A 26,605-nucleotide genomic window follows, 5' to 3' on the forward strand; every position below is an offset into this window, starting at 1 on the left:
GCAAGGGGAGACGCCGATGAATACCGCCAATCTCCAGCTCGAAGGCCTGCTGCTCGCGGTCGCCGCGCTCGTCGATGCGCTGAAGGCGAAGGGGCTCGTCACCGAAGCCGACATCGATGCCGCACTCGCGACCGCCGAGCGGGCCGCCACGCGCGATCCGCGCCGCCCGGCCGGGCTCACGCCCGCCAATGTCGACGCCGTGCTGTTCCCGATCCGCTTCCTACGGCTCGCCGCCGGCGACCCGGAAGGGTCCAGGCGCAGCTTCTCGGCCGTCGCCTCGCTGGTCGGCGCGACCAAGCCGGACTGAGCGGGTTATCTCCCACGCGCGATCCGCCGGAGACGCCGGGCATCTCCGGGGCCGGGCACACATGTCCGCGAGGCGCAGCCGATCGCGTCGGCCGGCCTCAGAAGTGGATCTTCTCGATGCCCTGGAACGTCACCGAGCTGCCGTCGGCGAAGTCGATGTGGCCGGAAGCGTCCTGGTCGAGCAGGATGTCGTGGGCGGACTGCGACGTGATCGCGTGGCCGCCGTCGAGGGTCAGGGTCCAGCCGCCGCCCTGCCCCGCGAAGCCGGACAGGTCGATCGTGTCGGCCCAGCTCGATCCGGCGCCGCCATAGATCATCTCGTGGCCGGGGCTCGCGTTGATCAGGAACACGTCGTTGCCGACGCCGCCGAGCAGGGTGTCGTTGCCCGAGCCGCCGTCGATCGTATCGTTGCCGGCGCCGGCATCGACATAGTCGTTGCCCGCCCCCGCGAAGATCGAGTCGTTGCCCGACCCGGCATAGATCGTGTCGGCACCGGCACCGGAGGTCACCGTGTTGGTGCCGTCATAGGCCTGGATGAAATTGTTGCCGTTGCCGGCATCGATCAGGTCGTTGCCCAGCCCGCCGAAGACCGTGTCGTTGCCGGCGCCCGCGGTCACGGTGTTCGTGCCGCCGCCGGCATCGACATAGTTGTTGCCGTCGCCGGCGCTGATGAGGTCGTTACCGCTGCCAGCATAGATATGATCGGCGCCGCTGCCGGCGGTGACGGTGTTGGCGCCGTCATAGGCGTAAACCGTGTTGTCGCCATTGCCGACGTCGACCAGATCGGCGGAGGCGCCGCCATAGACGACGTCGTTACCGCTGCCGGCGTGGATCGTGTTGGAGACCGATCCGCCGTCGATCGTGTTGTTGCCGTCGCCGGCGTCGATCACGTCGGAGCCGATGTCGGCGACGATGTAGTCATTGCCGGAGCCGGCGGTCACGGTGTTGTCGCCGCCATAGACATAGACGGTGTTGTTGCCGTCGCCGGCATCGACCACGTCGTTGCCCGAGCCGCCGTAGATGAAGTCGTTGCCCGCGCCCGCCGACAGCGTGTCGTCGCCACCACCACCGGCGATGATGTTGTTGCCCTCGCCGCCGGCGATCGAGTTGTTGTGCAGGTCGCCGGTGAGCGTGTCGTTGAAGGCGGAACCCTGCAGGTTCTCGATGTCGACCAGCGTGTCCCAGCCGGACGAAGCGCCGGTGTACTGGGCGAGCGTGGTGACGAGAGACACCGTGACGCCGCCGGCCGCGTCCGAATAGTCGGCGAGGTTGTTGCCGCCGCCGCCCGACAGCAGATCGTTGCCGGCGCCTCCCGCCAGCGTGTCGTCGCCGGTGCCGCCGTAGAGCGAGTCGTTGCCGGCCGCGCCCCACAAATGGCTGCCACCCGCGGCCGCCGTCAGCACATCGCTGCCGATGCCGCCGACCGCGTTCTCGAAGCCTGAGATCACGTCGCCGGTCGCGTCGCCGCCGGTCACGGTCTGAGCCGCCAGATTGACGGTCACACCGGCCGTGTCGGCGGCGTAGGACAGCGTGTCGGTTCCGATGCCGCCGAGAAGCGTATCGGCGCCGATGCCGCCCTGGATCGTGTCGTTCCCGGCGCCGCCGTCGATCGAATCGTTGCCGGCACCGCCGGAGAGCGAGTTCGCCTGGGCGTCGCCGATCAGGATGTCGTTGTAATTGCTGCCGGTGACGTTCTCGAAGCCGGAGATCACGTCGCCCGACGCATGGCCGCCGGTCTCGGTGCCGTCGGCGAGCGAGACGGTCACCGCCGCATTGCTCTCGGCATAGGTGATCAAGTCGGAGCCGCCCCCGCCGACGATCGTGTCGGCGCCGGCGCTGCCCATGATCGTGTCGTTGCCGGCGCCGCCATCGATCGAGTCGTTGCCGGCGGCGCTGACGATGTAGTCGTTGCCCGTGCCGCCGAGCAGCGTATCGGCGGCGGTGTCGGAGATGTTCATCATCGACACGTCGGCGATCAGCGCGCCGGCATTGCCGCTCGTGCTGTTGCTGGCGAACTGCAACGTGGTCGAGGCCGCGACCGCCGTGAAGGTGAAGCTGACGTCGGTCCAGGCCCCGTCGGTCGTGTAGTTCCAGACCACCTGTTGCGAGGAGCCGCCGGCGCTGACGGTCAGCGACTGGGCATAGTCGGGCTGCCAATAGCTGTTGCCGGAGACGAGGAAGTGCACCGTGTAGGTCTGGCCCGCGACGGTCGAGACCGTCTGGGCGATCGCCCCGGGGCTGAGACCATCGAGATCGATGTCGTTGACGCCGTTGCGGCTGCCCGCCGCGACCGCGCCGTGGCTGTCCCACCCTGCGTCGGTGTGGACGTCGATGTTGCCCGACACCACGGTCCAGCCGCCGATGTTGCTGCCGGTCCAGTAGTTGATGAAGTCGCAACCGCCGTTGGAGGCCGAGAAGTCGCCGTTGACGAGCAGGTTGGCGCCGCCGAGCAGGATGTCATTGCCGCCGCCGCCGTCGATGACGTTCGACGCCCCGGTCGTGCCCGAAATGTCGTCGTCCTGCGCGCTGCCGACGACATTCTCGAAGTTCGAGATGGTCGACGCGGTCGAAGCGCCGGCGACCGAGGCCTTGCCCGTGCCGAGCGAGATCACCAGGCCTGTCGAACCGGTATAGCCCGCGACCGACAGCGTATCGTTGCCGGCGCCGCCGTCGACCGTGTCGGCACCCGCGCCGACCGCGATCGTGTCGTTGCCTGCGCCGCCGAGGATCGAGTCGTTGCCGGCGCCGCCGTCGATGCTCGCGCCGGTGTTGCCGGCCTTGATCACGTCGTTGAAGGCCGTGCCGATCGCACCCTCGAAGCCCGAGATCACGTCGCCCGCCGCACCGCCCGACACGGTCTGGGCGCCGAGATCGAGCGTGATGCCGGCGGTCGCGCCGGAGAAGTCGACGATGTCGAAGCCCGCGCCGCCGATCAGCGTGTCATGACCCGCACCGCCGGCGATCGTGTCGTTGCCGGCCCCGCCGTCGATGACATTGTCGCCGGCATTGCCGGTCAGCACGTCGTTGCCGGCGCCGCCGACGAGGTTCTCGAAGCCGGAGATCACGTCGCCGGATGCCTCGCCGCCGGTCGCCGTGCCGGCCGCAAGACTGACCGTGACGCCGGCGGTGTCGGTCGTGTAGGTCAGCGTGTCGATGCCGGCGCCGCCGATCAGCAGATCGGCCCCGGCGCCGCCGGATATCGTGTCGTTGGCGCTCGAGCCGGTGACGGTGTCGTTGCCGAGCCCGCCGGAGAGCTGGTCGCCGGCCGAGCGCACCATGACGACATTGTCGATCAGCGTGCCGTAGGTGTCGTTGGTCGCCGCGCTCTCGCGGAACTCGAAGCGGTCGTTGCCGCCAGTGCCGACCACGGTCACCGCATAGTTCGTCCAGTTGGTCGAGGTCGGCGAGAAGGTCTCGACGAGCTGACCGTTCCAGTAGACCGAGAAGACGTTGGTCGCCGCCGAGGTGCCGACACGATCGGCGATATCGAAGCTGATCGTATAGCTCTCGCCGGCCACCGTCTTCACCGACTGGCCGAGCGTGTCGACGCCGCACTCGGCGTCGAGCTCGGCGAAATTGCCGCCGTCGGCCGTCGTGGTGCCGACCGCGCCGGAGCCCCAGAACTCGACGATCGAGCCGCCGCTGTTGGTCCAGCCGGCGACCTGACCGTTCAGAAACTGGCTGGCCGTGCTGTTCGCGACACCCGCGTTCATGGCGCCGTTGATCAGCATGTTCGCCTGATCGCCGCCGGTGATCACGTCACCGCCGGCGCCGCCGTCGATCGTGTTCGAGTGACCGTCGCCGGTCAGGATGTCGTTGCCGGCGCCGCCGATGACGTTCTCGAAATTCGAGATCACGTCGCCGGTCGCCTCGCCGCCCGTGGCGGTGCCCGCCGCCAGGTTGACGGTGATCCCGGTCGTGTCCGCGCCGTAGTCGAGCGTGTCGTTGCCCGCGCCGCCGTCGAGCGTGTCGGCCCCGGCCCCGCCGGCGACCGTGTCGTCGCCCGCGCCGGCGCTGACGCTGTCGTTGCCGGCGCCGGTCGTGATGACATTGGCATTGGCGTCGCCGGTGATCCGGTCGTCGCCGGAACCGGTCGCGAGATTCTCGAAGTTCGCGGCGGTGACCGTGCCGAAGTCGGTGCCGGTCGCCTGCGCGGTCGTGGTGCCGAGATTGAAGGTGACGCCCGCGGTCGCGGCCGAGAAGTCGATCAGGTCGGTGCCTGCGCCGCCGTCATAGGTGTCGCCACCGGCCGAGGCGACGATCGTGTCGTTGCCCGCACCGCCCTCAATCAGATTGGCATGCGCGTCGCCGGTGATCCGGTCGTTGCCCAGGCCGCCGATGACGTTCTCAAAGTTGGCGATCACGTCGCCGGTTGCGTCGCCCCCGGTCGCCGTGCCGGCGGCGAGCGAGACCATCACCCCCGTCGTGTCGGTCGCATAGGAGAGCGTGTCGGAGCCATTGCCGCCGTCGAGCGTATCGGCGCCCGCGCCGCCCTCGATCGTGTCGTTCGCCTGATAGCCGAACAGGATGTCGTTGCCGGCCCCGCCCTGGATCGAATCCGAACCGATGTCGCCGATGACGATGTCGTCGCCGGCACCGGCGTCGACGACCGAATTGCCCGAGTTCACCGCGATGATATCGTTGCCGGCACCGCCGGCGATGGTGTCGTCGCCGTAGTGACCGGAGATCACGTCCTTGTCGGCGCCGCCGGCCATGGAGTCGGCAAAGACCGAGCCTTCCTGGATCGAAGCGACCTCGATCGTGCCGTTGGCGAAGCGCAGCGTCTCGACATCGACGAGCCGGCTCACCGCCGCGCCCCAGTCGCCGGTCGCCTGATAGGCGGCCATGTCGAGGACATAGGTAAAGCCGCCGTCGTTCCAGAACGTGTACTGTTCGACATTGCCGGGCATCACCAGCGTGTCATGGCCCGCGCCGCCGTCGATCGTGTCGTAGCCGGCGCTGAAGCGGATCGTGTCGTCGCCCGCGCCGGCCGCGATCACGTTGGCGCCGGCGGAACCCGCGAGCACGTCGTCGCCGGCGCCGCCCGCGACCTTCTCGAAGTTCCTGGCCGTGATCGTGCCGAAGTCGGCGCCGGTCGCCTGAGCGGTCGTGGTGGCGAGGTCGAAGGTAACGGCTGCGGTCGCGGCCGAGAAGTCGATCAGGTCGGAGCCCGCGCCGCCGTCGTAGATGTCGCCGCCGGCCGAGGCGGTGATCGTGTCGTTGCCGGCACCCGCATCGATCACGTTGGCTTCCGCCGAACCGGTGAGATGGTCGTCGCCGGACCCGGTCGTGAGGTTCTCGACGTTCGACACGGTCATGGCGCCGAAATCGGTGCCGGTCGCCTGCGCGTCGGCCAGACCCAGATTGAAGGTCACGCTTGCCGTCGCGCTCGACAGGTCGAGCAGGTCGGTGCCCGCGCCGCCATCGATCGTGTCGCCGCCGGCACTTGCATGGACGACGTCGTCGCCCGCGCCGACCGCGATCGAATCCGCGCCGGCGCCGCCCCAGACCGTGTCGTTGCCGGCCCCGGCATCGAGCGTATTGCCGGAGGCGCCGGCGAGAAGCCGGTCGCCGTGGTCCGAGCCGATCACGGCCTCGACGTTGTGATAGAGGTCGCCGGCCGCGAAGCCGCCCGCGCCCGTGTTGCTGTCGAGGTCGACGGTCACGCCGGCCGTCGAGCCGGCATAGGATACGGCGTCGCGACCGGCCTCGGCGAAGATCCGATCGGCGCCGGCCCCGGCGACGATGGTGTCGGCGCCGGCCCCCATGACCGCGACGCTCGGCCCTGCGGTCACGAGCGCATCCGCGCCCGCCGAGCCGACCCGCAGCGCGTAGTCGCCGTCGGTGAAGCGCACGGTCTCTATGCCGCGCAGGATGTCGGTGCCGTCCGGCGAGCCGGCGCGCAGGTCGGTGACCGTCACCGAGCCGTCGGCGTTGAGAGAGAAGTTGTAATCGGTCGAGGCGCCGGTGAAGACGGTCAGGTCGGCGCCGGCGCCGCCCAGGATCGTGTCATTGCCGCCGCCGCCCAGGATCGTGTCGTCACCCGCGCCGCCGGAGATGAAATCGCCGCCCGATCCGCCCGAGAGCATATCGTTGCCGGTCGTTCCGAGCACGAGATCGGCGACGGAGACGTCACCGTCGGCGAAGTGCAGCGTCTCGACGCCGGTGATCTGGTCGCGGCCATCCGGCGCGCCGCCACGCTGGTCGGCGACGGTCAGGGTCGAACCGTCGCCGGTCAGATCGTAGTCGGCCCAGTTGCCGGAGAACACGACGGCATCATTGCCCGAACCGCCGTCGATCGTGTCGTTGCCACCGCCGCCGGTGATCGTGTCGTTGCCGGCGCCGGCGTTGAACTGCTCGTTGGCCGACGAGCCGATCAGCACGTCGTCGTGGCGCGAGGCATCGATGCGCTCGATCGACTCGTAACGATCGCCGCTGGCATCCCCACCCGCGCCGGTTCCAGCGCCGAGATCGACCGTTACCCCAGCGTTCGAGCCGGCGAAGCTCACCGCATCGACGGCCGTCGTGCTGCCGATATAAGTGTCCGCGCCCGCGCCGCCTTCCGCGGTCATACCCGTAGTGCCGGCGACGAAGCGGTCATCATGCGTCGAGCCGATTACCGCCTCGACGTTGGCATAGACATCGCCGGCCGCGTCACCGCCCGCTCCGGTGCCGGCGGCGAAGTCGACCGTGACGGCGGTTGCGGAGCCGGAGTAGTCGATTGTGTCGGTGCCCGCGCCGCCTTCGATCGTGTCAGCGCCGGCCGAGCCCAGGATCGTGTCGTTGCCGGCCCCGGCCGTGACCACGTCCTCCTCGGAGGTTGTCGCGAGCCGGTCGTCGCCGTCCGTGCCGACGATATGGCCGGTGACATTGTCGACGCCGAGGGTCAGCACCTTCGCATAGGACGCACCGCTCGCGTCGGTCACGGTCACCGTGACCTGATGCGCTGTCGCGGTCTCGTAGTCGAGCTTGGTGCCGTCGGCGACGGTGATCACGCCGGTCGCCGCGTCGATCGCGAAGCGGCCATCGGCGCTATCGGTCAGCGCATAGGTCAGCACGTCGCCATGCGCGACATCGGCATCGGTGCCGACGACCCGGCCGACGACGGTGCCGGTCGCCGCGTTCTCGGCGATCGTGCCGCCGGAGGCCAGCGTCAGCCCGGTCGGTGCCTCGTTCACATCGGCGACGCCGAGGGTGAAGCTGCGCGCGAGCGTCTCGCCGGAGCCGTCGGTGACAGCGACCGTGACATTGACCGTCGGCTCAGTCTCGTAGTCGAAGCGGGCCCCGGCGGCGACCGAGATCTCGCCGGTCTTTGCATCGATGACGAAGCGGCCGCCGGCGTCGTCGGCGAGCGAATAGGTCAGGGTGTCGGCCTGATCCAGGTCGACGCCATGCGCGGTCGCGATCCGCGCGCCGCCCGCGGCGGCCTCGGACAGTGCGACGTCGCTCAGCGTCAGATCGGACGGCGTGTGGTTGACGACCGCGGGTGTCGTCGGTCCGGACGAACCGGGATCCGACGGGCTCGGGCCGGAACTGCCCGGATCCGAGGTGCCGCCGGGCGCGGTTCCACCCGACGACGCGCCGCCAGACGGCGTATCGCCGGACGGTGCGCCGCCGGACGGTGCACCGCCGGATGATGCATCACCAGACGCACCGCTGCCCGAAGCCGCGCCATCGGAAGGGGAGCCGCCGGAAGGCGTGTCGCCTGACGATGTCCCACCCGACGGCGTACCGCCGGACGGGGTGTCCCCGCCTGATGCCGCACCGGAGGAGGTTTCGCCTGACGACACACCGCCAGAGGATGTGCCCCCGGAGGACGTACCGGACGAGTTCTCGCCGGACGAAGCGCCGCTAGCGGGGACGTCACCGGTGGAAGTTCCTCCGGACGTGCCGCCGCCCGCTCCGGTGGACGAGGCGCCGCCGGTGGAGGTATCGCTCGCGGGAGCGCCGGACGTCGGGTTGTCGGCGCTGGTCTCCACTCCGGCGGTCGTCGTCGGCACGGACGTGGTCGAAGGCGAGGGCCCCGAAGCGACCGGCGCGCCGGAATCGGTGCCCGCAGCCTCGGGGGGGCTCAGCTGCGCCGTGCCGGCCTCCGTCGACGTCGTCGCCGAGACCGAGGTGGCCGAAGCCGAAGTGGTTTGGATGGAGGAGATCGGCGCTGCGTCGCTGCGCGGGCTCGTTTCTCCGGCCGGAACGGCCTCGCTGCGCGGAGCGGCGGATGCGACCGGGATCGCGAGGCCGGTTGCCGAACCGGCGGACGGGACATCCGCGGCGACAGGACCGACGGCCGGCGCCGTCGCCGACAGGCCCGGCGACGCGGTCGCGGCATTGACGGGGGTGAAGGGCACGGGCCCGGCCGTGGCGGTCTCGGCGGTCGCGGTGAAGGAAGGTGCCGCCGTGGTCCGAGCCGCGGCATCGGACAGTGCCGATCCGCTCGCGGCCACGTCGAGCGGCGCGAGGCGGTCGGTTCCGCCGGAGAGAACCGAGCCCGGCAGCGGCGCGGCATTCGGGTCCGCGGCAGTGGCGACCGACGTGCCGGAGCCGAGATGGACATTGGCATTGGCGATGTCGGTGCGCTCGAGCGTCCGCTCCGGCAGCAGGAACTCGCGAACCCGCTTCAGCTCCTCTTCGGGAGACGTGCCGGCGCCCAAGGGCACGCTCGGCGTCCGCTGAATCGGCTGCGCAGCAGGGGTCTTGGAACCGCTCATGACACAATTACCCATCGAGCGCCGGCAGACTCCGGCGCACTCCGGTTGCCACCCTCGGCGACGTTCGGTAAGCGGCGCGTGAACCCGAGGACGAAAAGCCGCCTTCGCACGCAATTTGCTTGAAGTTCCAGCCGGGTGAGTTAATCGCTGGTTAGGGCCGTGACGGAACCGCGCCGCGGGCGGCACGCCGTCGGATCCGGGTCGCGCCCGGCCGCGAGACGACCGAGCGACGCCGGAGGTCGCGTCATGCGCCGCCTGATCCTGATCAATCCCAACACCAATGAGACGACCACCGAGACGATGCGGGCCATCGCCGCGCGCGCCGCGCCTGACGGCTGGCGCGTCTCGGCCATGACCGTGCGGCGCGGCGTGCCGCTGATCACCGATGCAATTCAGCTCGCCCAAGCCGCCGCGGCGGTGGCGGACCTCGCGGATGCGCCCGAACTCGACGACAGCGCGGCAGCAGGTACGGCCGGCGTGATCGTGTCGGCCTTCGGCGATCCGGGCCTCGATGCGCTCCGCGCGCGGCTGTCGGTCCCGGTCACCGGGATCGGCGAGGCGGCTTTCGCGGAGGCCGCGGCGGGAGGCCGGCGCTTCGCGGTCGCGACGACCACGCCGGATCTCGCCGAGCCGATCGCCGCCATGGCGCGCCGCCGCGGCCATGGCGCGAGCTTCGCGGGCGTCGCCCTGACCGAGGGCGACGTGCACCGGATCATGGCCGATCCCGCCGGTCTGGTCGCAGCGCTCGGCGAGGCTTGCGAAAGGGCGATCGCCGACCTGGGCGCCGAGGCGATCGTCATCGGCGGCGGCCCGCTCGGCGAGGCCGCGGCGATGCTCACGGGACGGTTCGCCGTGCCGATCATCGCGCCGATTCCTGCGGCCGTGCGCCTGGCGATCCGCCGGGTCGGCGACAAGGCCGCGTGAGCCCGAGCGGGTGCGGCCGCTCCGCCGGTCGTGTCCTCTCGCATCGTCGGATGCCTCGATGCGACAGCCATTGCAAACGATCGTGATTCATGGCGAAACCGGACGGCGGATCACGCCCTTCGAAGCACTGCGATCCGCCTGATCCGTTTTCAATCAGTTGTTGCCGGAGAGAAGACCGATGCCGAAGCCGATTTCCCTCACCTCGACCGCCGCCGGGCTCGCGCTCGCGGTCGTGCTCGGCACGGCGGCCGCGCGCGCCAACGACAGCACCGCCGAAATCGGCCTCGGCGGCCTCACCCTGACCAAGAGCGACAGCATCCGCATGGTCAGCGAGGACCTGCGCATTGCCGAACAGCGCATCGAGGTCGACTACGTGTTCCTGAACACCTCGGCGCAGGACATCGAGACGCTGGTCGCCTTCCCGCTGCCGGACTACGAGAACGTCGAGAAGTATGCCGACAAGCAGGTGCCCGACTACGAGACCGAGCTCGACTTCAAGACGACGATCGACGGCAAGCCCGCGCCGCTGACGCTGGTGCAGACCGCGACGCTCAAGGGCACGGACATCACCGCGCAGCTGAAGGCGCTCGGACTGCCGGTGATGCCGACCTACGAGAGGCTCGGCAAGGCTCTGGCCGGCCTGTCGAAGGAACAGCGCGCCGAGCTGGTCAAGGCCGGGCTGCTCGAGGACATGAACGGCGACCATTCCGACCCGAACGGCTACCTCGCGCTCTGGAAGGTCTCGACCGCGGTCACCCGGCGCCAGACCTTCCCCGCCGGGCGGTCGGTCACGGTCTCGCATTCCTACAAACCTTATGTCGGCGGCTCGGTCGGTGGCCGGTTCGACAAGTCGTCGCGCAAGGAGAGCTATTTCCTCGAGGCCAAGGCGAAGTTCTGCATGGACGACCAGTTCATGGCCGGCTTCGACAAGCGCGCCAAGACCGGCGAGGCCACCAACTACGGTGAAAAGTGGATCTCCTACGTGCTGGTCTCCGGCGCCAACTGGAGCGGGCCGATCGGCAAGTTCCGCATGGTGGTCGACAAGGGCGCGCCGAAGAACATGGTCAGCTTCTGCGAGACCGGCGTGAAGAAGATCAGCGACACCCGGTTCGAGGTCGTCCACGAGAACTTTGTTCCGAAGCGCGACGTCGACGTGCTGATCGTCGAATTCACCAACTGAAGCCATCGGAAAGGCGGCGCGCCGAGGCCTCGGATCGGCGCGGCCACGTTTCAGCTCAGCGGTTCGGCGCGCGCTGGACCGTGTAGCCCTGCGCTTCGAGAACCAGTTGCAGCCGGTCCGGGCCGACCAGATGCAGGATGCCGAGGCTGACGAAATGTCGGCCGCGGCCGACGAGCAGATCGCCGATCCGCTCGGCCCAGTCCTTGTTGCGATCGGCGATCAGCAGGCGGTAGAGCGCCGGCGTGTCGCGGCGCATCTCGCCGATGCCGATCGCCTCGATCGCCGCTTCGTCACCGGCCTCCCAGGCCGCCTGCAGCCGCAGGAACTGCGGATCGGGCCGCTCCAGATCGCGCAAGGTGCTGGTCAGAACGGCCAGATCCTCCGCATCGGTCAGCGATGAGACCAGCGCCGGCGTCCGCTCCGCCGGCTCCAGGCCGGTGACGGGCACGTTGCGCGCCAGCCCTTCGCCCGCGACATCCGCCTCGGCACCGCCCGGCTTCAGTCCGGCGCGGCGCAACGCCCGCTCGACCAGCACCAGGGACGCCGACCACGGCCGCATGTGGTCGAGCGCGGCCTCGGGCACGCCGAGACGCGCGGCGATAACCTCGAGACGCTGCTGGTCGTCGACGGCGAGCCGCGCCTTCAGCGACCGCGTCGGATCCATCGTCGCCGCCGCGATTCTGGTCCGCAACGCGTCGGAGGCCGGCGCGGGCACGCTCTCCAGCCAGAGCGAATCCGCCGTGGCCAGCGCGCGGACGAAGCTCGGCGTGCGCCAATTGCGCTCGGGTCCGGAGAAATGCAGCGAGCCGTAGAGCACGACCGACGCCTCGCCCTTGCTGACCACCCAGAGGTCGGGCGCCGCATGGACCGGCGCCGAGCCGAGCAGTCCGGCCACAAGCAGCACGATCGCCACCCGATCCACCCAACGCCGCACCGTCCGCCACGGCAACGGCCACGATGGCGCGCGCGTCGGCCGGCGCTCGCCCCGGGCCAGATCCGAATTGCCCATCCTCCGCTCCTCTCCTTGCGACACCCCGCATGACGCCCTGCGACAATTCCGCCATGTGCTCCAGGCAGCCCATGCCGCACCGCAGCAGAACCGGCCCGCCTCTGAAGGCTGATCCGCGGAAATGGGCATCGGCCCCGCCCTGCGGCCCGTTTGCAGTGCGGTAGACCGGCAAACGTTCCGCCGACATTGCCGAAACTTCCCGGATCACTCTGGAAATAGATCTAAAGACACACATCCGGATAAAACCATAGCGTTGTCAACACTTGCGAAGAAAGATCGCAAGAAGACATTTTTCATAAGTAAATTATGAGAAGTGTCGCGCGATGTATACACCCAATATAAAGCGACGAAACAGCGTCGCAGCAGGACCGTCTATTCGATCGCGTCGGACGCATCGAATGCCTCGATCTTGCGCGAGGAACCCAAGGAGTCGAGCATGAGACATCATCTGTTGTCCGTGTCGGTCGCGGCCGTGGCGGCGACATTCGCCGTGACGGCCATGCCGGCCGCGGCGAACGACAAGCTCATCGAGCTGTCGCAGAAGGACGAAAACTGGGTCATGCCGGGTAAGAACTACTCGGAGAACAACTTTTCGTCCCTCACCCAGATCAACGTCGACAACGTCAAGAACCTGAAGCCGGCCTGGTCGTTCTCGACCGGCGTGCTCAGCGGCCACGAGGGCACGCCGCTCGTCGTCGACGGGACGATGTACGTCCACACGCCGTTCCCGAACATCACCTTCGCGCTGGACCTCGCCGAGCCCGGCAAGATCAAGTGGATGCACAAGCCGAAGCAGAACCCGGCCGCCCGCGCGGTCGCCTGCTGCGACATCGTCAACCGCGGCAATGCCTATTGGCCGGGTGACGGCAAGGTCGGCCCGTACATCCTCAAGACCCAGCTCGACGGCCACATCGTCGCGCTCGACGCCAAGACCGGCGCCGAGGTCTGGAAGATGGAGAACTCCGACATCAAGGTCGGCTCGACGCTGACGAGCGCGCCCTATGTGGTGAAGGATCTGGTGCTGGTCGGCTCCTCGGGCGCCGAGCTCGGCGTGCGCGGCTACGTCACCGCCTACGACGTGAAGACCGGCGAGCAGAAGTGGCGCTCCTACGCCACGGGTCCGGACGCGGACCTGAACCTCGCCGACGACTTCAACATCAAGAACCCGCACTACGGTCAGAAGGGCCTCGGCACCTCGACCTGGGAGGGCGATGCCTGGAAGATCGGCGGCGGCACCAACTGGGGTTGGTACGCCTACGACAACGCCACCAACATGGTCTACTTCGGCACCGGCAACCCGGCGCCGTGGAACGAGACCATGCGTCCGGGCGACAACAAGTGGACCATGACCATCTTCGGTCGTGACGTCGACACCGGCAAGGCGCGCTTCGGCTACCAGAAGACGCCGCACGACGAATGGGACTACGCCGGCGTCAACGTGATGATGCTGTCGGAGCAGAAGGACAAGGACGGCAAGACCCGCAAGCTGCTGACCCATCCGGACCGCAACGGCATCGTCTACACCCTCGACCGCGAAACCGGCGACCTCGTCTCGGCCAACAAGCTCGACGACACGGTCAACTGGGTGAAGCAGGTCGACCTCAAGTCCGGCCTGCCGCAGCGCGATCCGGAATACGGCACGCGCATGGACCACAAGGGCCGCGACATCTGCCCGTCGGCCATGGGCTACCACAACCAGGGCCACGACAGCTACGATCCGGACAAGCAGCTGTTCTTCATGGGCATCAACCACATCTGCATGGACTGGGAACCGTTCATGCTGCCCTATCGCGCCGGTCAGTTCTTCGTCGGCGCGACGCTGTGGATGTACCCGGGCCCGAAGGGCGATCGTCAGAACTACCTCGGCCTCGGCCAGATCAAGGCCTACAACGCCATCTCCGGCAAGTACGCCTGGGAGGCGATGGAGAAGTTCGCGGTGTGGGGCGGCACGATGTCGACCGCCGGCAACCTGGTCTTCTACGGGACGCTCGACGGCTTCATCAAGGCGCGTGACACGCGCACCGGCGAGCTGAAGTGGAAGTACCGCCTGCCGTCCGGCGTGATCGGTCATCCGATGACCTACACCCACAACGGCGTGCAGTACGTCGCCATCTACTACGGCGTCGGCGGCTGGCCGGGTGTCGGCCTGGTGTTCGACCTCAACGACCCGACCGCCGGTCTCGGCTCGGTCGGCGCGTTCAAGAACCTCCAGCACTACACCCAGATGGGCGGCGGCGTGATGGTGTTCTCGCTCGACGGCAAGAGCCCCTACGACGACGTCAAGGTCGGCGAGTACGCCGCCAAGTGACGACCGGACTCCCCCGCGCGGAGCCGGAAGGGTCCGCGCGGGGGCCCCTCAACCGGGATCGGCCGCAGCCGATGCGGCCTTGAGATCGGATTGCCCCCATGTTTGCGAAAAACGCTCTCGGGCTCGCCGCCGCGCTCGGCGCGAGCCTCCTCGGTGCGGCCGTCGCCTCGGCCGAGACCGCGACCAACCCCGCCACGCTGCGCATCTGTGCCAGCGAGAACGAAGCGCCCTTCTCGTTCAAGGACGGCAAGGGCTTCGAGAACCGCATCGCCGCCGTGCTCGCCAAGGCCATGGGCCGCGAGCCGGTGTTCGTGTGGTCCGACAAGCCGGCGATCTACCTGGTCCGCGACCAGCTCGACAAGAAGAGCTGCGATGTCGTCATGGGTGTCGACACCGGCGACCAGCGCGTGCTGACCAGCAAGCCCTATTACCGCTCGGGCTATGTGTTCATCACCCGCGCCGACGTCACCGTGAAGGACTGGAACGATCCGGCCATCGCCAAGATGTCGAGCTTCGCCGTCGGCTTCGGGTCGCCCGCGGAATCGATGCTGCGCTCCAACGGCAAGTGGGAGAACAACGCGGCCTATCTGTTCTCGCTCGTCAACTTCAAGGCGCCGCGCAACCAGTACGTCCGGGTCGATCCGGCCAAGATCGTCCAGGAAGTCGCCGACGGCCATGCCGATCTCGGCGTCGCGTTCTCGCCGGAGGTGGCGCGCTATCTGAAGGACAGCGGGACCAAGCTCAAGGTGACGCTGATCCCGGACGACAACGCGCGCTCCGACGGGCTCAAGATCCCGCACCATTTCGACCAGTCGATCGGCGTCCGCAAGGACGATCGCGAGCTGCTCGCCGCCATCGACGCCGCACTCGTCAAGGCCAGGCCGGAGATCGACGCCGTGCTCGCCGACGAGGGCATCATCACGCTGCCGCCGGGCTCCTGACGGACCGGCCGGCCCAGCCATTCGAGAGTCATGCAATGAACAGATCTTCGGTCCGCCTCGCCGTGGCGGCTGTCTTCGCGGGCGTGTTCCTGACCGGCATGGTCAAGTCCTCGCTCGATCTCAGAAACACCGTCACCGGCGAGAAGCTGAATCTCGAGGATTCGCTGCCGGACGGCCGGGATACCCCGGCGGTTCGGGCTTTCCTGGAGACGGGCGTCAACCCCTACAACGAGGACCCGAAGGTCCTGCCCAAGGCCAAGGAGCTGTTCCTGACCGCCTGCTCGGGCTGTCACGGCCATCTCGGCGAGGGCAAGGTCGGCCCCGGCCTCAACGACGACTACTGGACCTATCCGAAGAACGAGACCGACCAGGGTCTGTTCGAGACCATCTTCGGCGGCGCGCAGGCGCAGATGGGGCCCCAGTACGAGAACCTGACGCTCGACGACATGCTGACCGTCATGGCCTGGGTCCGCCACCTCTACACCGGCCCCGTCGACCATGCGCCCTGGTTCACCGAGGCGCAGAAGAAGGCCTACAAGCCCTACCACGAGGATCATCCGGCAGAGACGAACTGAGACGGCGACGCCGGCCCCGCGGCCGGCGCCAGCGGCCGGTCGCGCCCCCGGACAACGAAACCCCGCCATGCCCCAACGGCCGGCGCGGGAAGAACCGAGCAGCGAAGCTCGAGACGAATGGAGGAACCCATGGAGAAGATCAGCACCATCGGCCGCAAGGCCGCGCTCATTCTCGCCGGCGCCGTCCTCGCGGCACCGCTGGCGGTGGCCACCGCCGTCGCCTACGACGGCACCAACTGCAAGGCGCCCGGCAACTGCTGGGAGCCCAAGCCCGGCTATCCCGCCACCATCGCCGGCACCAAGTACGATCCGAAGCACGATCCGAAGGAAATCAGCAAGCAGGCGGTCTCCATCGAGCAGATGGAAGAACGCAACCGCAAGCGCGCCGAGAACTTCAAGAAGACCGGCAAGTTCGAATACGACGTCACCAAGATCCCGAACTGACCGCTTCCCCCGCCGGACCGTTCGCCCGCGCTTCCCTTTGCTTCCACGCGGGCGGCTCCCAGCCGGCAGGTCGGATCGGTAATCCCAAGCGACGTCGTCGTGGTTCTGACAGTCGAACCGGCAGTCCTGCCGGCTCGACCGGACCACATGGAGGGGCGCGGTCGGACGAGACGCATTTCGCGAGCCGATGCGATCGGATCGCGGATCGCTTGAACCCCACAGGCGATACGGGCGCCACCGGCCGGGCTGGACCGGCGGAGCCCGGAATGGTCCGCCCGTCCGCGCTCCTCCCTTTTTTTCGGGAGCCGTGTGCGCGCCCCGATGAGCATCCCCCGATGGGCACGCCGGTGAGTACTCCATGACGATCGATCAGGTTACGCCTCTCCGCGACGGAGCACTCGCCGACTGGCGCGCCAGCGCAACCGCCTTCGAAGCCGCCGTCGCAACGGCCGTCGTCGGCCAGGCCGGTGTGGTCCGCGCGCTGACCATCGCGTTGTTTTCCGGCGGCCACGTCCTGCTCGAGGGCGATGTCGGGGTCGGCAAGACCACGCTCCTGCGCGCAGTCGCCCGCGCGCTCGGCGGCGCCTACGAGCGGGTCGAGGGCACGGTCGACCTGATGCCGGGCGACCTCGTCTATCACAGCTTCATCGATGCCGACGGCCGGCCGATGGTCGAGCCCGGTCCGCTCCTGACCAAGGGCGAAGACCTCGCGGTCTTCTTCTTCAACGAGATCAACCGCGCCCGGCCGCAGGTGCACGCGCTGATGCTGCGCGTCATGGCCGAGCGAAGCCTGACCGCGTTCCGGCGCGAGTGGCACTTCCCCGACCTCACCGTGTTCGCCGACCGCAACCGGCTCGAGCGCGAGGAGACGTTCGAGCTGCCGGCAGCCGCCCGCGACCGCTTCATGATGGAACTGACGGTCGAGGCGCCGAGCGACACCGAGACCCGGCGGCGGCTCCTGTTCGATCCGGCGTTCCATGATACCGACCGGCTGATCGAGACCGTGCCGCAGGCCGTGTTCGACCACCGCGACGTGAAGCGCGTCGGCGCGGCGATCCAGCGTTCCGTCCGCGCTTCCGAGGCGATCGAGCGCTATGCGCTGGCGCTCTGGGACGCGGCGCGCGACCCCGGCTCGGCCGGCATCGCGATCGACGGCGTCGACATGGGCCGGCTGCTCGCCGGTGGCGCCAGCCCGCGCGGCATGAGCTTCCTGATCCGCGCCGCGCGTGTGCGCGCCTGGCTCGAAGGCCGCGACATCCTGTTGCCGGAAGACTTCCGCGCCGTATTCCGGCCGGTGATCGCGCACCGCCTGTTCCTGACGCCGGTCTACGAGACCCGGCGCGACCGCATCGTGCCGGAAATCTGCCGGCAGCTGTTCGAGAAGGTGCCGGCGCCATGACCGCCTCGCGGCTCGCCGATCCCGAAGCCGCCCGGCGCCTCGCCTATGCGCTGGCCTGGCGGGTCCATGGCGCGGCGGCCGGCGTTCATCGGGCGACGGCGGCCGGCATCGGCGGCGACTTCGAACGCTTCGTCCCCTTCGACCAGTATCCCGATGGCCGCCGCATCGACCTGCGTGCGACGCTGCGCGATCCTTGGCGGCGCATCCAGGTGCGCCGGTTCCGGGCGCGGGCACCGGTCGCGGTCCGGGTGCTCGTCGACCTGACCGGCTCGATGGCTTTCGAGGGCGCCGGCCGCAAGCAGGAGACCGCCGCAGTGCTCGTCGAGGCGATCGCGATCGCGGCGCGGACCGCCGGGGATCCGATCGGCGTGACGGCGGCGGGCGGCGAGCCCGGCGGCGGCGGCGGCGCCTCGGATGCACCCGGCATCGCGGTCGACATGCCACCCCGGCGCGGCGGCTTCGCGCCGGAGACGATGGCGGAGGCGGTCGCGGAGGCCGTTCCGCGCGGGGCGGGGTCGATCGGCTCGTGGCGGCGGTCGAGACCTGGGCCGGGCGGCGCGCGCTCGTGTTTCTCGTGTCCGATTTCCGTTTCCCGGCCGCCGATCTCACGCGTCTCGTCGACGTGGTCGGCCGCCACGACGTCCATCCCGTCGTGCTCGATGATCCGGCCGAGCGGGACTGGCCGCGCTTCGGCATCGGCGAACTCGACGATCTGGAGACCGGCCGGCGCCGGCTGGTGCTGTTCCGGCCGCGGCTGGTCGAGCGGCTGCGCGCGGCGGAGGCCGAGCGGCGCGCCCGGCTCGATCACGTCTTCGCCACCGCCGGGCTCCGGCCGTTCCGCATCGAGGGGCCGCTCGATCTCGACGCGTTCGCCGATCACCTGCTCGGAGGCTGATCATGCGCGCGACGTTCCTCGCCTCCGTCCTGATGCTCGGCCTGACGCTCGGCCTGACCGCCCCGGCACTGGCGCAAACCGAGACGCCGGCAATCGATGTCAGCATCGCCGCCGAGCGGACGGTCGGCTATTTCCTCGGCGATCCGATCCGGCACCATGTCGAGATCGTCGCGCCGGCCGGCACGCGTTTCGTCGCCGCTTCGCTGCCGAGGCCGCGCAAGATTTCCTACTGGCTCGATCTGATCTCCGTCACACCGACCGAGACCACGCGCGGCGGCCGCGCGGTGCTCGGCCTCGATCTCGTCTATCAGAGCTTCTACGCCCCGATCGAGGCACGCCAGCAGCTCATTCCGGGGTTCCGCGTCGGTCTCACGGGAGCGGGCGGCACCGAGGAAGCCGTCAAGGTGCCGGCCTGGCGTTTCACCATGTCGCCCTTGCGCGAGCTGACTGCCGTCGGCGCCGCGACCGAGGGGTCGCCGATCGAGCTCGCGCCGCCGCTGCCGCCCGCCCTGCCCTCGACCGCATCGGCACGGACACGGCTCACGGCCTCGGCCGTCGCCCTGGTGGCGATCGGCCTCGGGCTCGCCTGGCATTACGGCCGATTCCCGTTCCACGCCCGCGCCGCACGACCGTTCGGCCGTGCCCGGCGCGTCGTGGCGCGGGCGCTCGGGCAGGATCGGCCGGCGGAGGCCTTCACCGCCGTGCATCGCGCGCTCGACGCGACCTTCCGCGCGCGGCTGCTGTCGGAAGACCTCGATCGCCTCGTCGCCGCCGAACCCGCCTTCGCCGGCGCGCGCGAGCGGCTGGCGACTTTCTTCGCCGCCTCGCACAGTCTCTTCTACGGCGACGACATCGAAGGCGCCCGAGCCCTGATGCCGGATCGGGATCTCCTCGCGCTCGTCGGCGCCCTCGCGGCTGCGGAGCGGGTGCGATGACCGATCTCCTCGGCGGCCTCGCCGTCCGCTCGCCCGGCCTGCTGATCCTGCTGCTGCTCGCGCCGCTGCCGCTCGTGCTGCAACCGCGCAAGCCGTCGGGCTTCCCGGCGCTCGACGGCCTGCCGGACGATCCGGTCTCGACCGCGCTCGACTGGGCGATCCGCGTCGCCGGCGTCGTCGCGCTCTCCGCGCTCGTGCTCGCCGCCGCCGGGCTGCAGGTCGGCGCGCGCACGATCGAGCGGACCGGGCGCGGCAGTCACATCTCGCTGCTGATCGACCGCTCCGGCAGCATGAACGACACGTTCGCCGGCCGTACCCCCGAGGGCGGCGAGGAATCGAAATCGCAAGCCGCGAAACGCCTGCTCGACGCCTTCGTCGCCCGCCGGCCGCGCGACCAGATCGGCATCGTCGGCTTCTCGACCGCGCCGATGCTGGTCGTGCCGATGACCGACCGGCTCGACGCCGTGCGCGCCGGCATCGCGGCGATCGACCGGCCGGGCCTCGCCTTCACCGATGTCGGCCGCGGCCTCGCCATGGCGCTCGACCAGCTCGAGGGCGACACCGGCCTCGCCTCGCGCTCGATCGTGCTGGTCTCGGACGGCGCGGCGGTGATCGATCGCAAGGTACAGGAGGCCCTGCGCAACGCCTTCGCCAAGCGGCCGGTCAATCTCTACTGGCTCTACCTGCGCAGCGCCGGCAGCCCGGGCATCTTCGCGCCCCCGCCACCGGACAAGCCGGACAATCCGCAGGTGCTGCCCGAGCGCCACCTCAACATCTTCCTCGGCTCGCTCGGCCAGCGCTACCGCGCCTTCGAGGCCGAGAACGCCGAGGCGGTCGCCGATGCCATCGCCGAGATCGACAAGCTGGAGGCCTCGGAGATCCGCTATCGCGAGACGCTGCCGAACGTCGATCTCGCCGGCGTCGCCTATGCGGTCGCGGTCGGCGCACTCGCGCTCATCATCGCCGCCAAGCTCCTCGAGGTCCGCATCGGCAATACCGACAGTCATGGGAGGGCGGCATGACGGTATCGTTGCCGGCGGGTGGAGAGATGCCGCGTGATCGGCGGACGCTCCGGCGCGCTGTGCGGCTCGGCGCCGTGGTTCTCGCCTGGGTCGCGCTCGCCGGCTGTCTCGGCGCGGGCGCATGGTCGGCATTCGACTGGTGGCGGACCGCGCGCGAGCGGGCGACGGTCGCCGCGCTGGCCGCCGGTCGCGACATCGCCGTCGGACCCGATCGGCCCGCCCCGGTCGTCTATGCGCGCCTGCTGTTCCTGCTCGACCGCAATCGCCTCGACGAAGCCGAGCCGCTGATCGAGACGCTGGCGCACACCGCCGACCGGCGCCTCGCCGCCGAGGCGCTGCTTGCGGCCGGCAACGCGCGGATGACGCGGGCGATCGACCTGATCGAGGCCGGCAAGATCGACGAGGCGACGCCGCTCGTCGGCCTCGCCAAGCAGCGCTACATGCAGGGCCTGCGCCGGGTGCCCGAGCACTGGAGCCTCAAGGTCGATCTCGACATCGCGATGCGGCTGGTGCGCGACTTCCCGCCCGCCGACGTCAAGGGCGACGACGAACCGCCGCCGAGCGAATCGAAGCTCTGGACCGACCTGCCCGGCCTACCGAAGGGGCTGCCGTGATGGCGCCGCGGCCGCACGTTCCTCGCCGCATCGACCCGCGTACCGTCGGTCTCGCGGTCGCCCTCGCGCTCGCCGTGGCGGCGCTCCTGCATCCGACCTGGACCTCGCGGGTGGCGCGGCACGATCTGACCGTGGTGGTCGACATCACCACCAGCATGATGGTGCGCGACGCCAGCATCGAGGGCCGGCCGGCGAGCCGGCTCGATGCGGCGAAGCGGGGGCTGACCGACCTGATCGCGCGGATCGCCTGCGGATCGCGCGTCGCCCTCGCCGTGTTCAGCGAGCGGCGCGCCTTCCTGCTGTTCGAACCGGTCGAGGTCTGCTCCGGCTATCCGGCGATCGCGGGCACGCTCGACCGGCTCGACTGGCGCATGGCCTGGGAGGGCGACAGCCGCATCTCGAAGGGTGTCGCCGACGCGCTCGAGGTCGCCGGCTCGCTCGACACCGACCTCGTCTTCGTCACCGACGGACACGAAGCGCCGCCGCTACGGCCCGATCAGCCGCTCTGGTTTCCGGGCGGCGACGGCGACGCCAAGCGCCATGGCCTGCTCGTCGGCGTCGGCGGCGATGCGCTGTCGCCGATCCCGAAGTTCGATGACGACGGCCACGAGGTCGGCTTTCTCGCCGAGAGCGACGTGCCGCAGGACAATCGTCAGGGGCCGCCGCCGAGCAATGCCGAGAGCCGCACCGGCTACAACGCGCGCAACGCGCCGTTCGGCGCCGAGGTCGCCCGCGGCAACGAGCATCTGTCCTCGCTCAAGCAGGACTACCTCGAAGATCTCGGGCGCGTGACCGGCCTCGGCTATGCGCGCCTCGGCCGCGACGACCTCGCCGGCGCCGTCGCGCGCTTCGCGCGCGCCCTCCCGGCCAACGCGGCCGCCGACCTCCGGCCGCTGTTCGGCCTCGCGGCCTTCGCCGCGCTCGTTCTCGTCTATCTCGTCGCGCCCCTCGCCGCCGTCACGGTTCGCCGGCGGCGGCGCGGCGCGCCCCGTTCCATCGCCTCCCGAGGAGCCCCCGCATGATCGCCCGCCGCCATTTCCTCTCGCTGATGACCGCCTCCGCCGCCGTCGCGCTCGTCCGCCCGGCCCGCGCGCACGGACCGACGCCGCAGAAGGTCTCGCAGACGATCACCATCGCCGCGTCGCCCGATGCGGTGTGGAAGTTCGCCGGCGACTTCGGGCTGATGTCGGTCTGGCACCCGATGGTGCAGTCGAGCCGGGTCTCGAACGGCAACACGCCGGGCTCCGAACGGGAGCTCGAACTCGAGAAGGGCGTGCTGATCGAGAGCCTCGACGAATACGACGCCAAGCAGATGCTGATCGCCTGGCGTCTGTCGAAGGAGAACGTCGAGGTGATGCCGGTGTCATTCTACTCGAGCTCGATGACCGTGAAGCCGTCCGGCTCCGGCTCCGAGGTCGAGTGGGACGCGCGGCTCTATCGCGGCGACACCGGCAATTTCCCGCCCGACGAACTCAACGACGAGGCGGCCGTCGCGGCGATGACGGCCTTCTACAAGGCCGGGCTCGAAGGGCTCAAGGCCAAGGTGGAGAAGAAGGGATGACCAGGCTCCTCCACCGCCGCCAAATGCTCGCCGGCCTAGGTGCCGGCTTCGGTGCCGGCCTCGCGGGCGCGCTCCTGCCGCGCGGCACGGCCCATGCCGCCGCGCGCCCCGGCGCGGGGCTCGTCGCCGTGACGCTGCAGGACCGTGGCGTGATCGCCCTCGTCGATCCGGTCGCGGCGACGGTGGTCGGCGAGATTGCGGTCGATCGCAAGCCGGTCGGCGCCGTGCCGTCGCCGGATGGCGCAAGGCTCTATGTCAGCCATCCGGAACTCGGATCGATCACGGTGATCGACATGGCCGTGCGCGCGATCTCCGGGCGGATCGTGACCGGCGGCACGCCGTTCGGTCTCGAGATCGCGCCGGACGGCCGCACGTTGTTCGCGACCGACTGGACGCGCAACGCCGTGCTGCGTTTCGACATCGCCGCGCATCTCGGCGCCGCGGCGGACGCGAGCGTCGGCACCGGGCGCGGCCTCGCCCTGGTCGGCAAGGCGCCGGCCTGGCTGAAGCTCGACCCGGCGACCGGCCTCTTGTTCGTCGCCGCGCGCGAGGCCGATCGCGTCGACGTCGTCGATGCCCACGGCTTCTCGAAGATCGCCGAGATCCCGACCGGGCGGGCACCCTTCGCGGTCACGCTCGACCGCGCCGCGCGCCGCGTGCTGGTCGGCAACGTGCAGAGCGCGGACGTGACCACGATCGACGCCGACCGGCTGGTCGCGACCGGATCCTTTGCCGTCGGCGCCATGCCCTATTCGCTCGCGGTCGCGCCTGCGGACGGCCTCGTGCTCGTCGTCAGCCAGACGCCGGGCGTGCTGCAGTTCTTCGAGCGCGGCAAGCCCGGCCTCGCCGCCCGCCGGACCGCGCGGCTCGGCCGCTATCCCGAGGGGATGGCGATCGTCGCCGACCGGGCGATCGTCGCGAACTGGTTCGACGACACGGTTTCCATCATCGCGCTCGGCGACGGCCGCGAGATCGCCCGGCTCAAGGTCTCCGGCGGACCGCGAATTGTCACAGCAATGTAATTACAGAAAGATCGATTGAATTAGACGAGCCATGGAAGTACATTTGAATGACTTCACCATAACAAGATAATAAGATGGAACGGGCGATCGTGATTGCTGAGAGTTTCATAAAGAGGGGATTCTCTCTTCTTGTACTCGTCGCGGCGGTCGCACTCTGCTCCGGTTGCTCGGATGAGACAGCCGAACCGCAACAGACTGCCGAACAGCGTTCGGTCGTCCGCGAGACCGCCAATCGGGAACGGATCTGGCTCGACCTGCACGACGGCACCGATCCGAGCGTCTGGCTGGCGAGCCGCGAAGCCGGCCGCGACCTCGACGAACACGATCCGGCCGTGGTCCGCGCCGACGCGATCCTCGACGGCGCCTCGCCGCATTTCATGGAAACCCAGCGCATGATCGCCAATCGGGCCGTCCAACTCTCCGCGATGCTCGCCGCGATCCATGTGCGCGAGACGCCGACCGAGCTGGTGCAACGGATCGACAGCATCCAGACCAAGGTGGGCGGCAAGGGCTACTTCGGCGACCTCTGCCAGCATTATTTCAATATCCGCTCCCAGGGCATCGGCGCGGAGGCCGCGGTAGCGACGCTCACGGGCAAGGCGGGAGGCGTCCAATGACGGCGGGGATCGGACGGCGATCGCAGGCGGCCGCCCCGGACGGCGCCGCGCGGAGCCTGTCGCTGCGGCGGCGCATGATCGGCGCGCTCGCGCTCGTGCTCGCCGGCGTGCAATGCGCGACGGCGCTGATCGTGATCGTCAATGCCCGCGTCGCGACGCGGCAGGAGATTTCGCGCGGCATGGCGGCGGCCGAGCATCTGGTGCGCGAGGCCGCCGCGCGCGTGGTCGCCAACCAGGGTGATCTCGCCGGCTTCCTCGATACGCTCGCCCGCGGCTCGATGCCGATGCGCCATGTGGTGATCACCGCGGCCGATCTGCGCCAGGCGGTCCCGGGGCATCACCCGAGCCGCTGGTGACGCCCGCGCTCGCCGCGCCGGCGCGAGCGCAGGATACCGAAGCCGCACCCGACTGGTTCTACGATTTGATCGCGCCTGAACGGGAGGAGCGCCAGATCGCGCTCAATGCCGCCGCCCAGAAGATCGCCGTGATCACGGTGGCGAGCCGGGCGCAGGACGAGGTCGACGAGGTCTGGTCGGACTTCGTGTCGCTGATGTCACTCGGCTGGGGCGGCTCGGCCGCCGCGATCCTGGTGCTCTGGCTCGTGCTCGGCCGGGTGTTGCGGCCGCTGACCCACCTGACGGGCGCGCTGCGCAGGCTCGAGGAGGCCGACTATGCCGCGCGGCTGACGCCGGTCGGGACGACCGAGATCGATGCCGTGATCCAGCGCTTCAACAGTCTCGCCGGCGCGCTCGCCGCCGCGCGCGGGGAGAACGAGCGGCTCGCCCGGCGGCTGGTGTCGATCCAGGACGACGAGCGTCGGCATCTGGCCATGGAACTGCACGACGAGGTCGGGCCGTGCCTGTTCGGCATCAAGGCCAATGCCGATTCGCTCGCCAACCTCGCCGACGAGGTGCCGGCACCGCATGGCGACCGGATCCGACAGCGGGCCGACCAGATCGTCACCGTGATCGACGACCTCCAGGCGGTGAACCGCTCGATCCTGAAGCGGCTGCGGCCGATCGCGCTCGGCCATGTCGCGCTCGAGGATCTGCTCAACGATCTCGTCGGCACAACCCGCCGCATAGCGCCGGAGGTCGAGATCCGGCTGGCCGTGGAGGCCACGCGGCGGCGCTTCGGCGACGACGTCGACCTCACGGTCTACCGCTGCGTCCAGGAGGGGCTCGCCAACGCGCTGCGCCACGGGGCGCCGAGCCGGATCGAGATCCGGATCGCGCCGACGCGCGAGGGCATCGTGCTCGACATCGCCGACGACGGCAGCGGCCGCGATCCGGCCGCCTCCTACGGTCTCGGACTGACCGGCATGGACGAGCGCGTACGCGCGCTCGGGGGCACGCTCGCGGTCGCGACCGGGCCGGCGGGCGGCACGCGCCTCACGGTCCGCATTCCGGTCTCCCCGCCCTCCGAAGCCGAGACGGCGGTGCTGCGGCGGAGTGCGGCGGAATGACGAATGTTCTCGTGGTCGACGACCATCCGATCGTGCTGCAGGGCTGCCGGCGCGTGCTCGAGGATCTCGGCGCCTGTTCGATCCGCGAGGCGAACACGCTGCCCTCGGCCTATCGCACGTTCCGCAAGATCAAGCCGGACCTGATCATCATCGATCTCGGCATGAACGGCCGGCCGCTCGGCGGCATCGACCTGATCCGCCGGCTGCGGTTCGAGGACCGCGACTTCGGCATTCTGGTCTTCAGCATGCACAACGATCCGACCATCGTGCGCCGGGCGCTCGACGCCGGCGCCAATGGCTACGTGATGAAGGACTCGCCCCCATCCGAACTGCGCGAGGCGATCGAGAAGGTGCGCCGGCGGCAGTCGTTCCTGAACCACACGCTGGCGCTCGAAGTCGCGCTGCTCGGCGTGCGCAACCACCCGGATCCGCTCGACGACCTGACGCCGCGCGAATTGCAGGTGCTGTCGCTCCTGGCGGAGGGCCACCAGTACGGCTCGATCGCCGAGACGCTGGACGTCAGCTACAAGACCGTCGCCAACACCTGTTCGCAGATCAAGGCCAAGCTCGCGGTGACCACGTTGCCGCAGCTGATCCGCAAGGCGGTCACCCTGATGGGCACCGAGGCCAGCGAGACCGGGGGCGCGCGCGGCGGCCGACCCCGATCGAGGGCCTCGTGA

21 protein-coding genes are annotated in these 26,605 nt (G+C 69.6%); 19 read left to right on the forward strand and 2 right to left on the reverse strand.

Annotated features, from left to right (window positions below):
• Window positions 1-16 precede the first annotated feature (16 nt).
• Window positions 17-307, forward strand: coding sequence for a hypothetical protein (locus ABS361_14945; GenBank protein ID XBY43384.1), 291 nt, complete (start codon window positions 17-19; stop codon window positions 305-307).
• Between the two features lie 97 nt (window positions 308-404).
• Here the strand turns inward: ABS361_14945 and ABS361_14950 are convergent, their stop codons facing one another.
• Window positions 405-9,200 carry a cadherin domain-containing protein gene (locus tag ABS361_14950; protein ID XBY43385.1) on the reverse strand — a complete coding sequence of 2,932 codons (8,796 nt, stop codon included), beginning with the start codon at window positions 9,198-9,200 and terminating at the stop codon, window positions 405-407.
• 60 nt (window positions 9,201-9,260) lie between these two features.
• Here ABS361_14950 and ABS361_14955 point away from each other — a divergent pair, with 60 nt between their 5' ends.
• Together ABS361_14955 and ABS361_14960 are read left to right on the forward strand one after the other, a co-directional pair.
• Window positions 9,261-9,938, forward strand: coding sequence for an aspartate/glutamate racemase family protein (locus ABS361_14955; protein XBY43386.1), 678 nt, complete (start codon window positions 9,261-9,263; stop codon window positions 9,936-9,938).
• A 178-nt stretch (window positions 9,939-10,116) separates the two neighbouring features.
• On the forward strand, window positions 10,117-11,118 hold the full coding sequence (locus ABS361_14960) for a DUF4424 domain-containing protein (GenBank protein ID XBY43387.1): 1,002 nt from the start codon (window positions 10,117-10,119) through the stop codon (window positions 11,116-11,118).
• 55 nt (window positions 11,119-11,173) lie between these two features.
• Here ABS361_14960 and ABS361_14965 read toward each other — a convergent pair whose 3' ends face one another.
• Window positions 11,174-12,052 (reverse strand): TraB/GumN family protein, encoded by an 879-nt coding sequence (locus ABS361_14965; protein XBY43388.1) that lies wholly within the window; start codon window positions 12,050-12,052, stop codon window positions 11,174-11,176.
• A 511-nt stretch (window positions 12,053-12,563) separates the two neighbouring features.
• On the opposite strand from ABS361_14965, the gene ABS361_14970 reads away from it, so the two are divergent.
• From ABS361_14970 to ABS361_15045, 16 genes are all read left to right on the forward strand, one after another.
• Window positions 12,564-14,435, forward strand: a complete 1,872-nt coding sequence (locus ABS361_14970; GenBank protein ID XBY43389.1) for a methanol/ethanol family PQQ-dependent dehydrogenase — start codon at window positions 12,564-12,566, stop codon at window positions 14,433-14,435.
• A gap of 98 nt (window positions 14,436-14,533) precedes the next feature.
• Window positions 14,534-15,376 (forward strand): methanol oxidation system protein MoxJ, encoded by an 843-nt coding sequence (moxJ, locus tag ABS361_14975; GenBank protein XBY43390.1) that lies wholly within the window; start codon window positions 14,534-14,536, stop codon window positions 15,374-15,376.
• Window positions 15,377-15,411: 35 nt separating this feature from the next.
• Entirely contained in the window at window positions 15,412-15,951 is a 540-nt protein-coding gene (moxG, locus tag ABS361_14980) for a cytochrome c(L), periplasmic (GenBank protein XBY43391.1), read from the forward strand.
• Between the two features lie 129 nt (window positions 15,952-16,080).
• On the forward strand, window positions 16,081-16,395 hold the full coding sequence (locus ABS361_14985) for a methanol dehydrogenase [cytochrome c] subunit (GenBank protein ID XBY43392.1): 315 nt from the start codon (window positions 16,081-16,083) through the stop codon (window positions 16,393-16,395).
• Window positions 16,396-16,753: 358 nt separating this feature from the next.
• A complete protein-coding gene (locus tag ABS361_14990) occupies window positions 16,754-17,794 on the forward strand; it encodes a MoxR family ATPase (GenBank protein XBY43393.1) in 1,041 nt (346 codons plus the stop codon).
• 526 nt (window positions 17,795-18,320) lie between these two features.
• Window positions 18,321-18,689 (forward strand): hypothetical protein, encoded by a 369-nt coding sequence (locus ABS361_14995; GenBank protein XBY43394.1) that lies wholly within the window; start codon window positions 18,321-18,323, stop codon window positions 18,687-18,689.
• 2 nt (window positions 18,690-18,691) lie between these two features.
• The gene (locus ABS361_15000) at window positions 18,692-19,624 is read left to right on the forward strand and encodes a hypothetical protein (GenBank protein ID XBY43395.1); all 933 of its coding nucleotides are present in this window, start codon (window positions 18,692-18,694) and stop codon (window positions 19,622-19,624) included.
• On the forward strand, window positions 19,621-20,646 hold the full coding sequence (locus tag ABS361_15005) for a vWA domain-containing protein (protein XBY43396.1): 1,026 nt from the start codon (window positions 19,621-19,623) through the stop codon (window positions 20,644-20,646). The genes ABS361_15000 and ABS361_15005 overlap by 4 nt, the downstream gene beginning before the upstream one ends.
• Entirely contained in the window at window positions 20,643-21,260 is a 618-nt protein-coding gene (locus ABS361_15010; GenBank protein XBY43397.1) for a hypothetical protein, read from the forward strand. The genes ABS361_15005 and ABS361_15010 overlap by 4 nt, the downstream gene beginning before the upstream one ends.
• Window positions 21,260-22,282 (forward strand): vWA domain-containing protein, encoded by a 1,023-nt coding sequence (locus ABS361_15015; GenBank protein XBY43398.1) that lies wholly within the window; start codon window positions 21,260-21,262, stop codon window positions 22,280-22,282. The genes ABS361_15010 and ABS361_15015 overlap by 1 nt, the downstream gene beginning before the upstream one ends.
• Window positions 22,279-22,821, forward strand: a complete 543-nt coding sequence (locus ABS361_15020; protein ID XBY43399.1) for an SRPBCC family protein — start codon at window positions 22,279-22,281, stop codon at window positions 22,819-22,821. Before ABS361_15015 ends, ABS361_15020 begins: the two co-directional genes overlap by 4 nt.
• Window positions 22,818-23,843 (forward strand): YncE family protein, encoded by a 1,026-nt coding sequence (locus tag ABS361_15025; protein XBY43400.1) that lies wholly within the window; start codon window positions 22,818-22,820, stop codon window positions 23,841-23,843. The genes ABS361_15020 and ABS361_15025 overlap by 4 nt, the downstream gene beginning before the upstream one ends.
• A 74-nt stretch (window positions 23,844-23,917) precedes the next feature.
• Window positions 23,918-24,460: a hypothetical protein gene (locus ABS361_15030; protein XBY43401.1), complete on the forward strand. Its 543-nt coding sequence runs from the start codon at window positions 23,918-23,920 to the stop codon at window positions 24,458-24,460.
• Window positions 24,457-24,816 (forward strand): hypothetical protein, encoded by a 360-nt coding sequence (locus ABS361_15035; protein ID XBY43402.1) that lies wholly within the window; start codon window positions 24,457-24,459, stop codon window positions 24,814-24,816. The genes ABS361_15030 and ABS361_15035 overlap by 4 nt, the downstream gene beginning before the upstream one ends.
• On the forward strand, window positions 24,813-25,925 hold the full coding sequence (locus ABS361_15040; protein XBY43403.1) for a sensor histidine kinase: 1,113 nt from the start codon (window positions 24,813-24,815) through the stop codon (window positions 25,923-25,925). The genes ABS361_15035 and ABS361_15040 overlap by 4 nt, the downstream gene beginning before the upstream one ends.
• Complete coding sequence (locus tag ABS361_15045; protein ID XBY43404.1) at window positions 25,922-26,605, forward strand: response regulator transcription factor; 684 nt, start codon at window positions 25,922-25,924, stop codon at window positions 26,603-26,605. The genes ABS361_15040 and ABS361_15045 overlap by 4 nt, the downstream gene beginning before the upstream one ends.

The organism is Ancalomicrobiaceae bacterium S20, assembly GCA_040269895.1.
GTDB lineage: Bacteria > Pseudomonadota > Alphaproteobacteria > Rhizobiales > Ancalomicrobiaceae > Methyloraptor > Methyloraptor flagellatus.

Coding starts and splice junctions, on each gene's coding strand:
- ABS361_15015 (XBY43398.1), top strand. CDS start 21,260: ATGGCGCCGCGGCCGCACGTTCCTCGCCGCATCGACCCGCGTACCGTC.
- ABS361_14985 (XBY43392.1), top strand. CDS start 16,081: ATGGAGAAGATCAGCACCATCGGCCGCAAGGCCGCGCTCATTCTCGCC.
- ABS361_14945 (XBY43384.1), top strand. CDS start 17: ATGAATACCGCCAATCTCCAGCTCGAAGGCCTGCTGCTCGCGGTCGCC.
- ABS361_14960 (XBY43387.1), top strand. CDS start 10,117: ATGCCGAAGCCGATTTCCCTCACCTCGACCGCCGCCGGGCTCGCGCTC.
- moxG (XBY43391.1), top strand. CDS start 15,412: ATGAACAGATCTTCGGTCCGCCTCGCCGTGGCGGCTGTCTTCGCGGGC.
- ABS361_15020 (XBY43399.1), top strand. CDS start 22,279: ATGATCGCCCGCCGCCATTTCCTCTCGCTGATGACCGCCTCCGCCGCC.
- ABS361_15030 (XBY43401.1), top strand. CDS start 23,918: ATGGAACGGGCGATCGTGATTGCTGAGAGTTTCATAAAGAGGGGATTC.
- ABS361_14955 (XBY43386.1), top strand. CDS start 9,261: ATGCGCCGCCTGATCCTGATCAATCCCAACACCAATGAGACGACCACC.
- ABS361_14970 (XBY43389.1), top strand. CDS start 12,564: ATGAGACATCATCTGTTGTCCGTGTCGGTCGCGGCCGTGGCGGCGACA.
- ABS361_14990 (XBY43393.1), top strand. CDS start 16,754: ATGACGATCGATCAGGTTACGCCTCTCCGCGACGGAGCACTCGCCGAC.
- ABS361_15025 (XBY43400.1), top strand. CDS start 22,818: ATGACCAGGCTCCTCCACCGCCGCCAAATGCTCGCCGGCCTAGGTGCC.
- ABS361_15035 (XBY43402.1), top strand. CDS start 24,457: ATGACGGCGGGGATCGGACGGCGATCGCAGGCGGCCGCCCCGGACGGC.
- ABS361_15045 (XBY43404.1), top strand. CDS start 25,922: ATGACGAATGTTCTCGTGGTCGACGACCATCCGATCGTGCTGCAGGGC.
- moxJ (XBY43390.1), top strand. CDS start 14,534: ATGTTTGCGAAAAACGCTCTCGGGCTCGCCGCCGCGCTCGGCGCGAGC.
- ABS361_15005 (XBY43396.1), top strand. CDS start 19,621: ATGACCGATCTCCTCGGCGGCCTCGCCGTCCGCTCGCCCGGCCTGCTG.
- ABS361_15010 (XBY43397.1), top strand. CDS start 20,643: ATGACGGTATCGTTGCCGGCGGGTGGAGAGATGCCGCGTGATCGGCGG.
- ABS361_15000 (XBY43395.1), top strand. CDS start 18,692: ATGCGCGCGACGTTCCTCGCCTCCGTCCTGATGCTCGGCCTGACGCTC.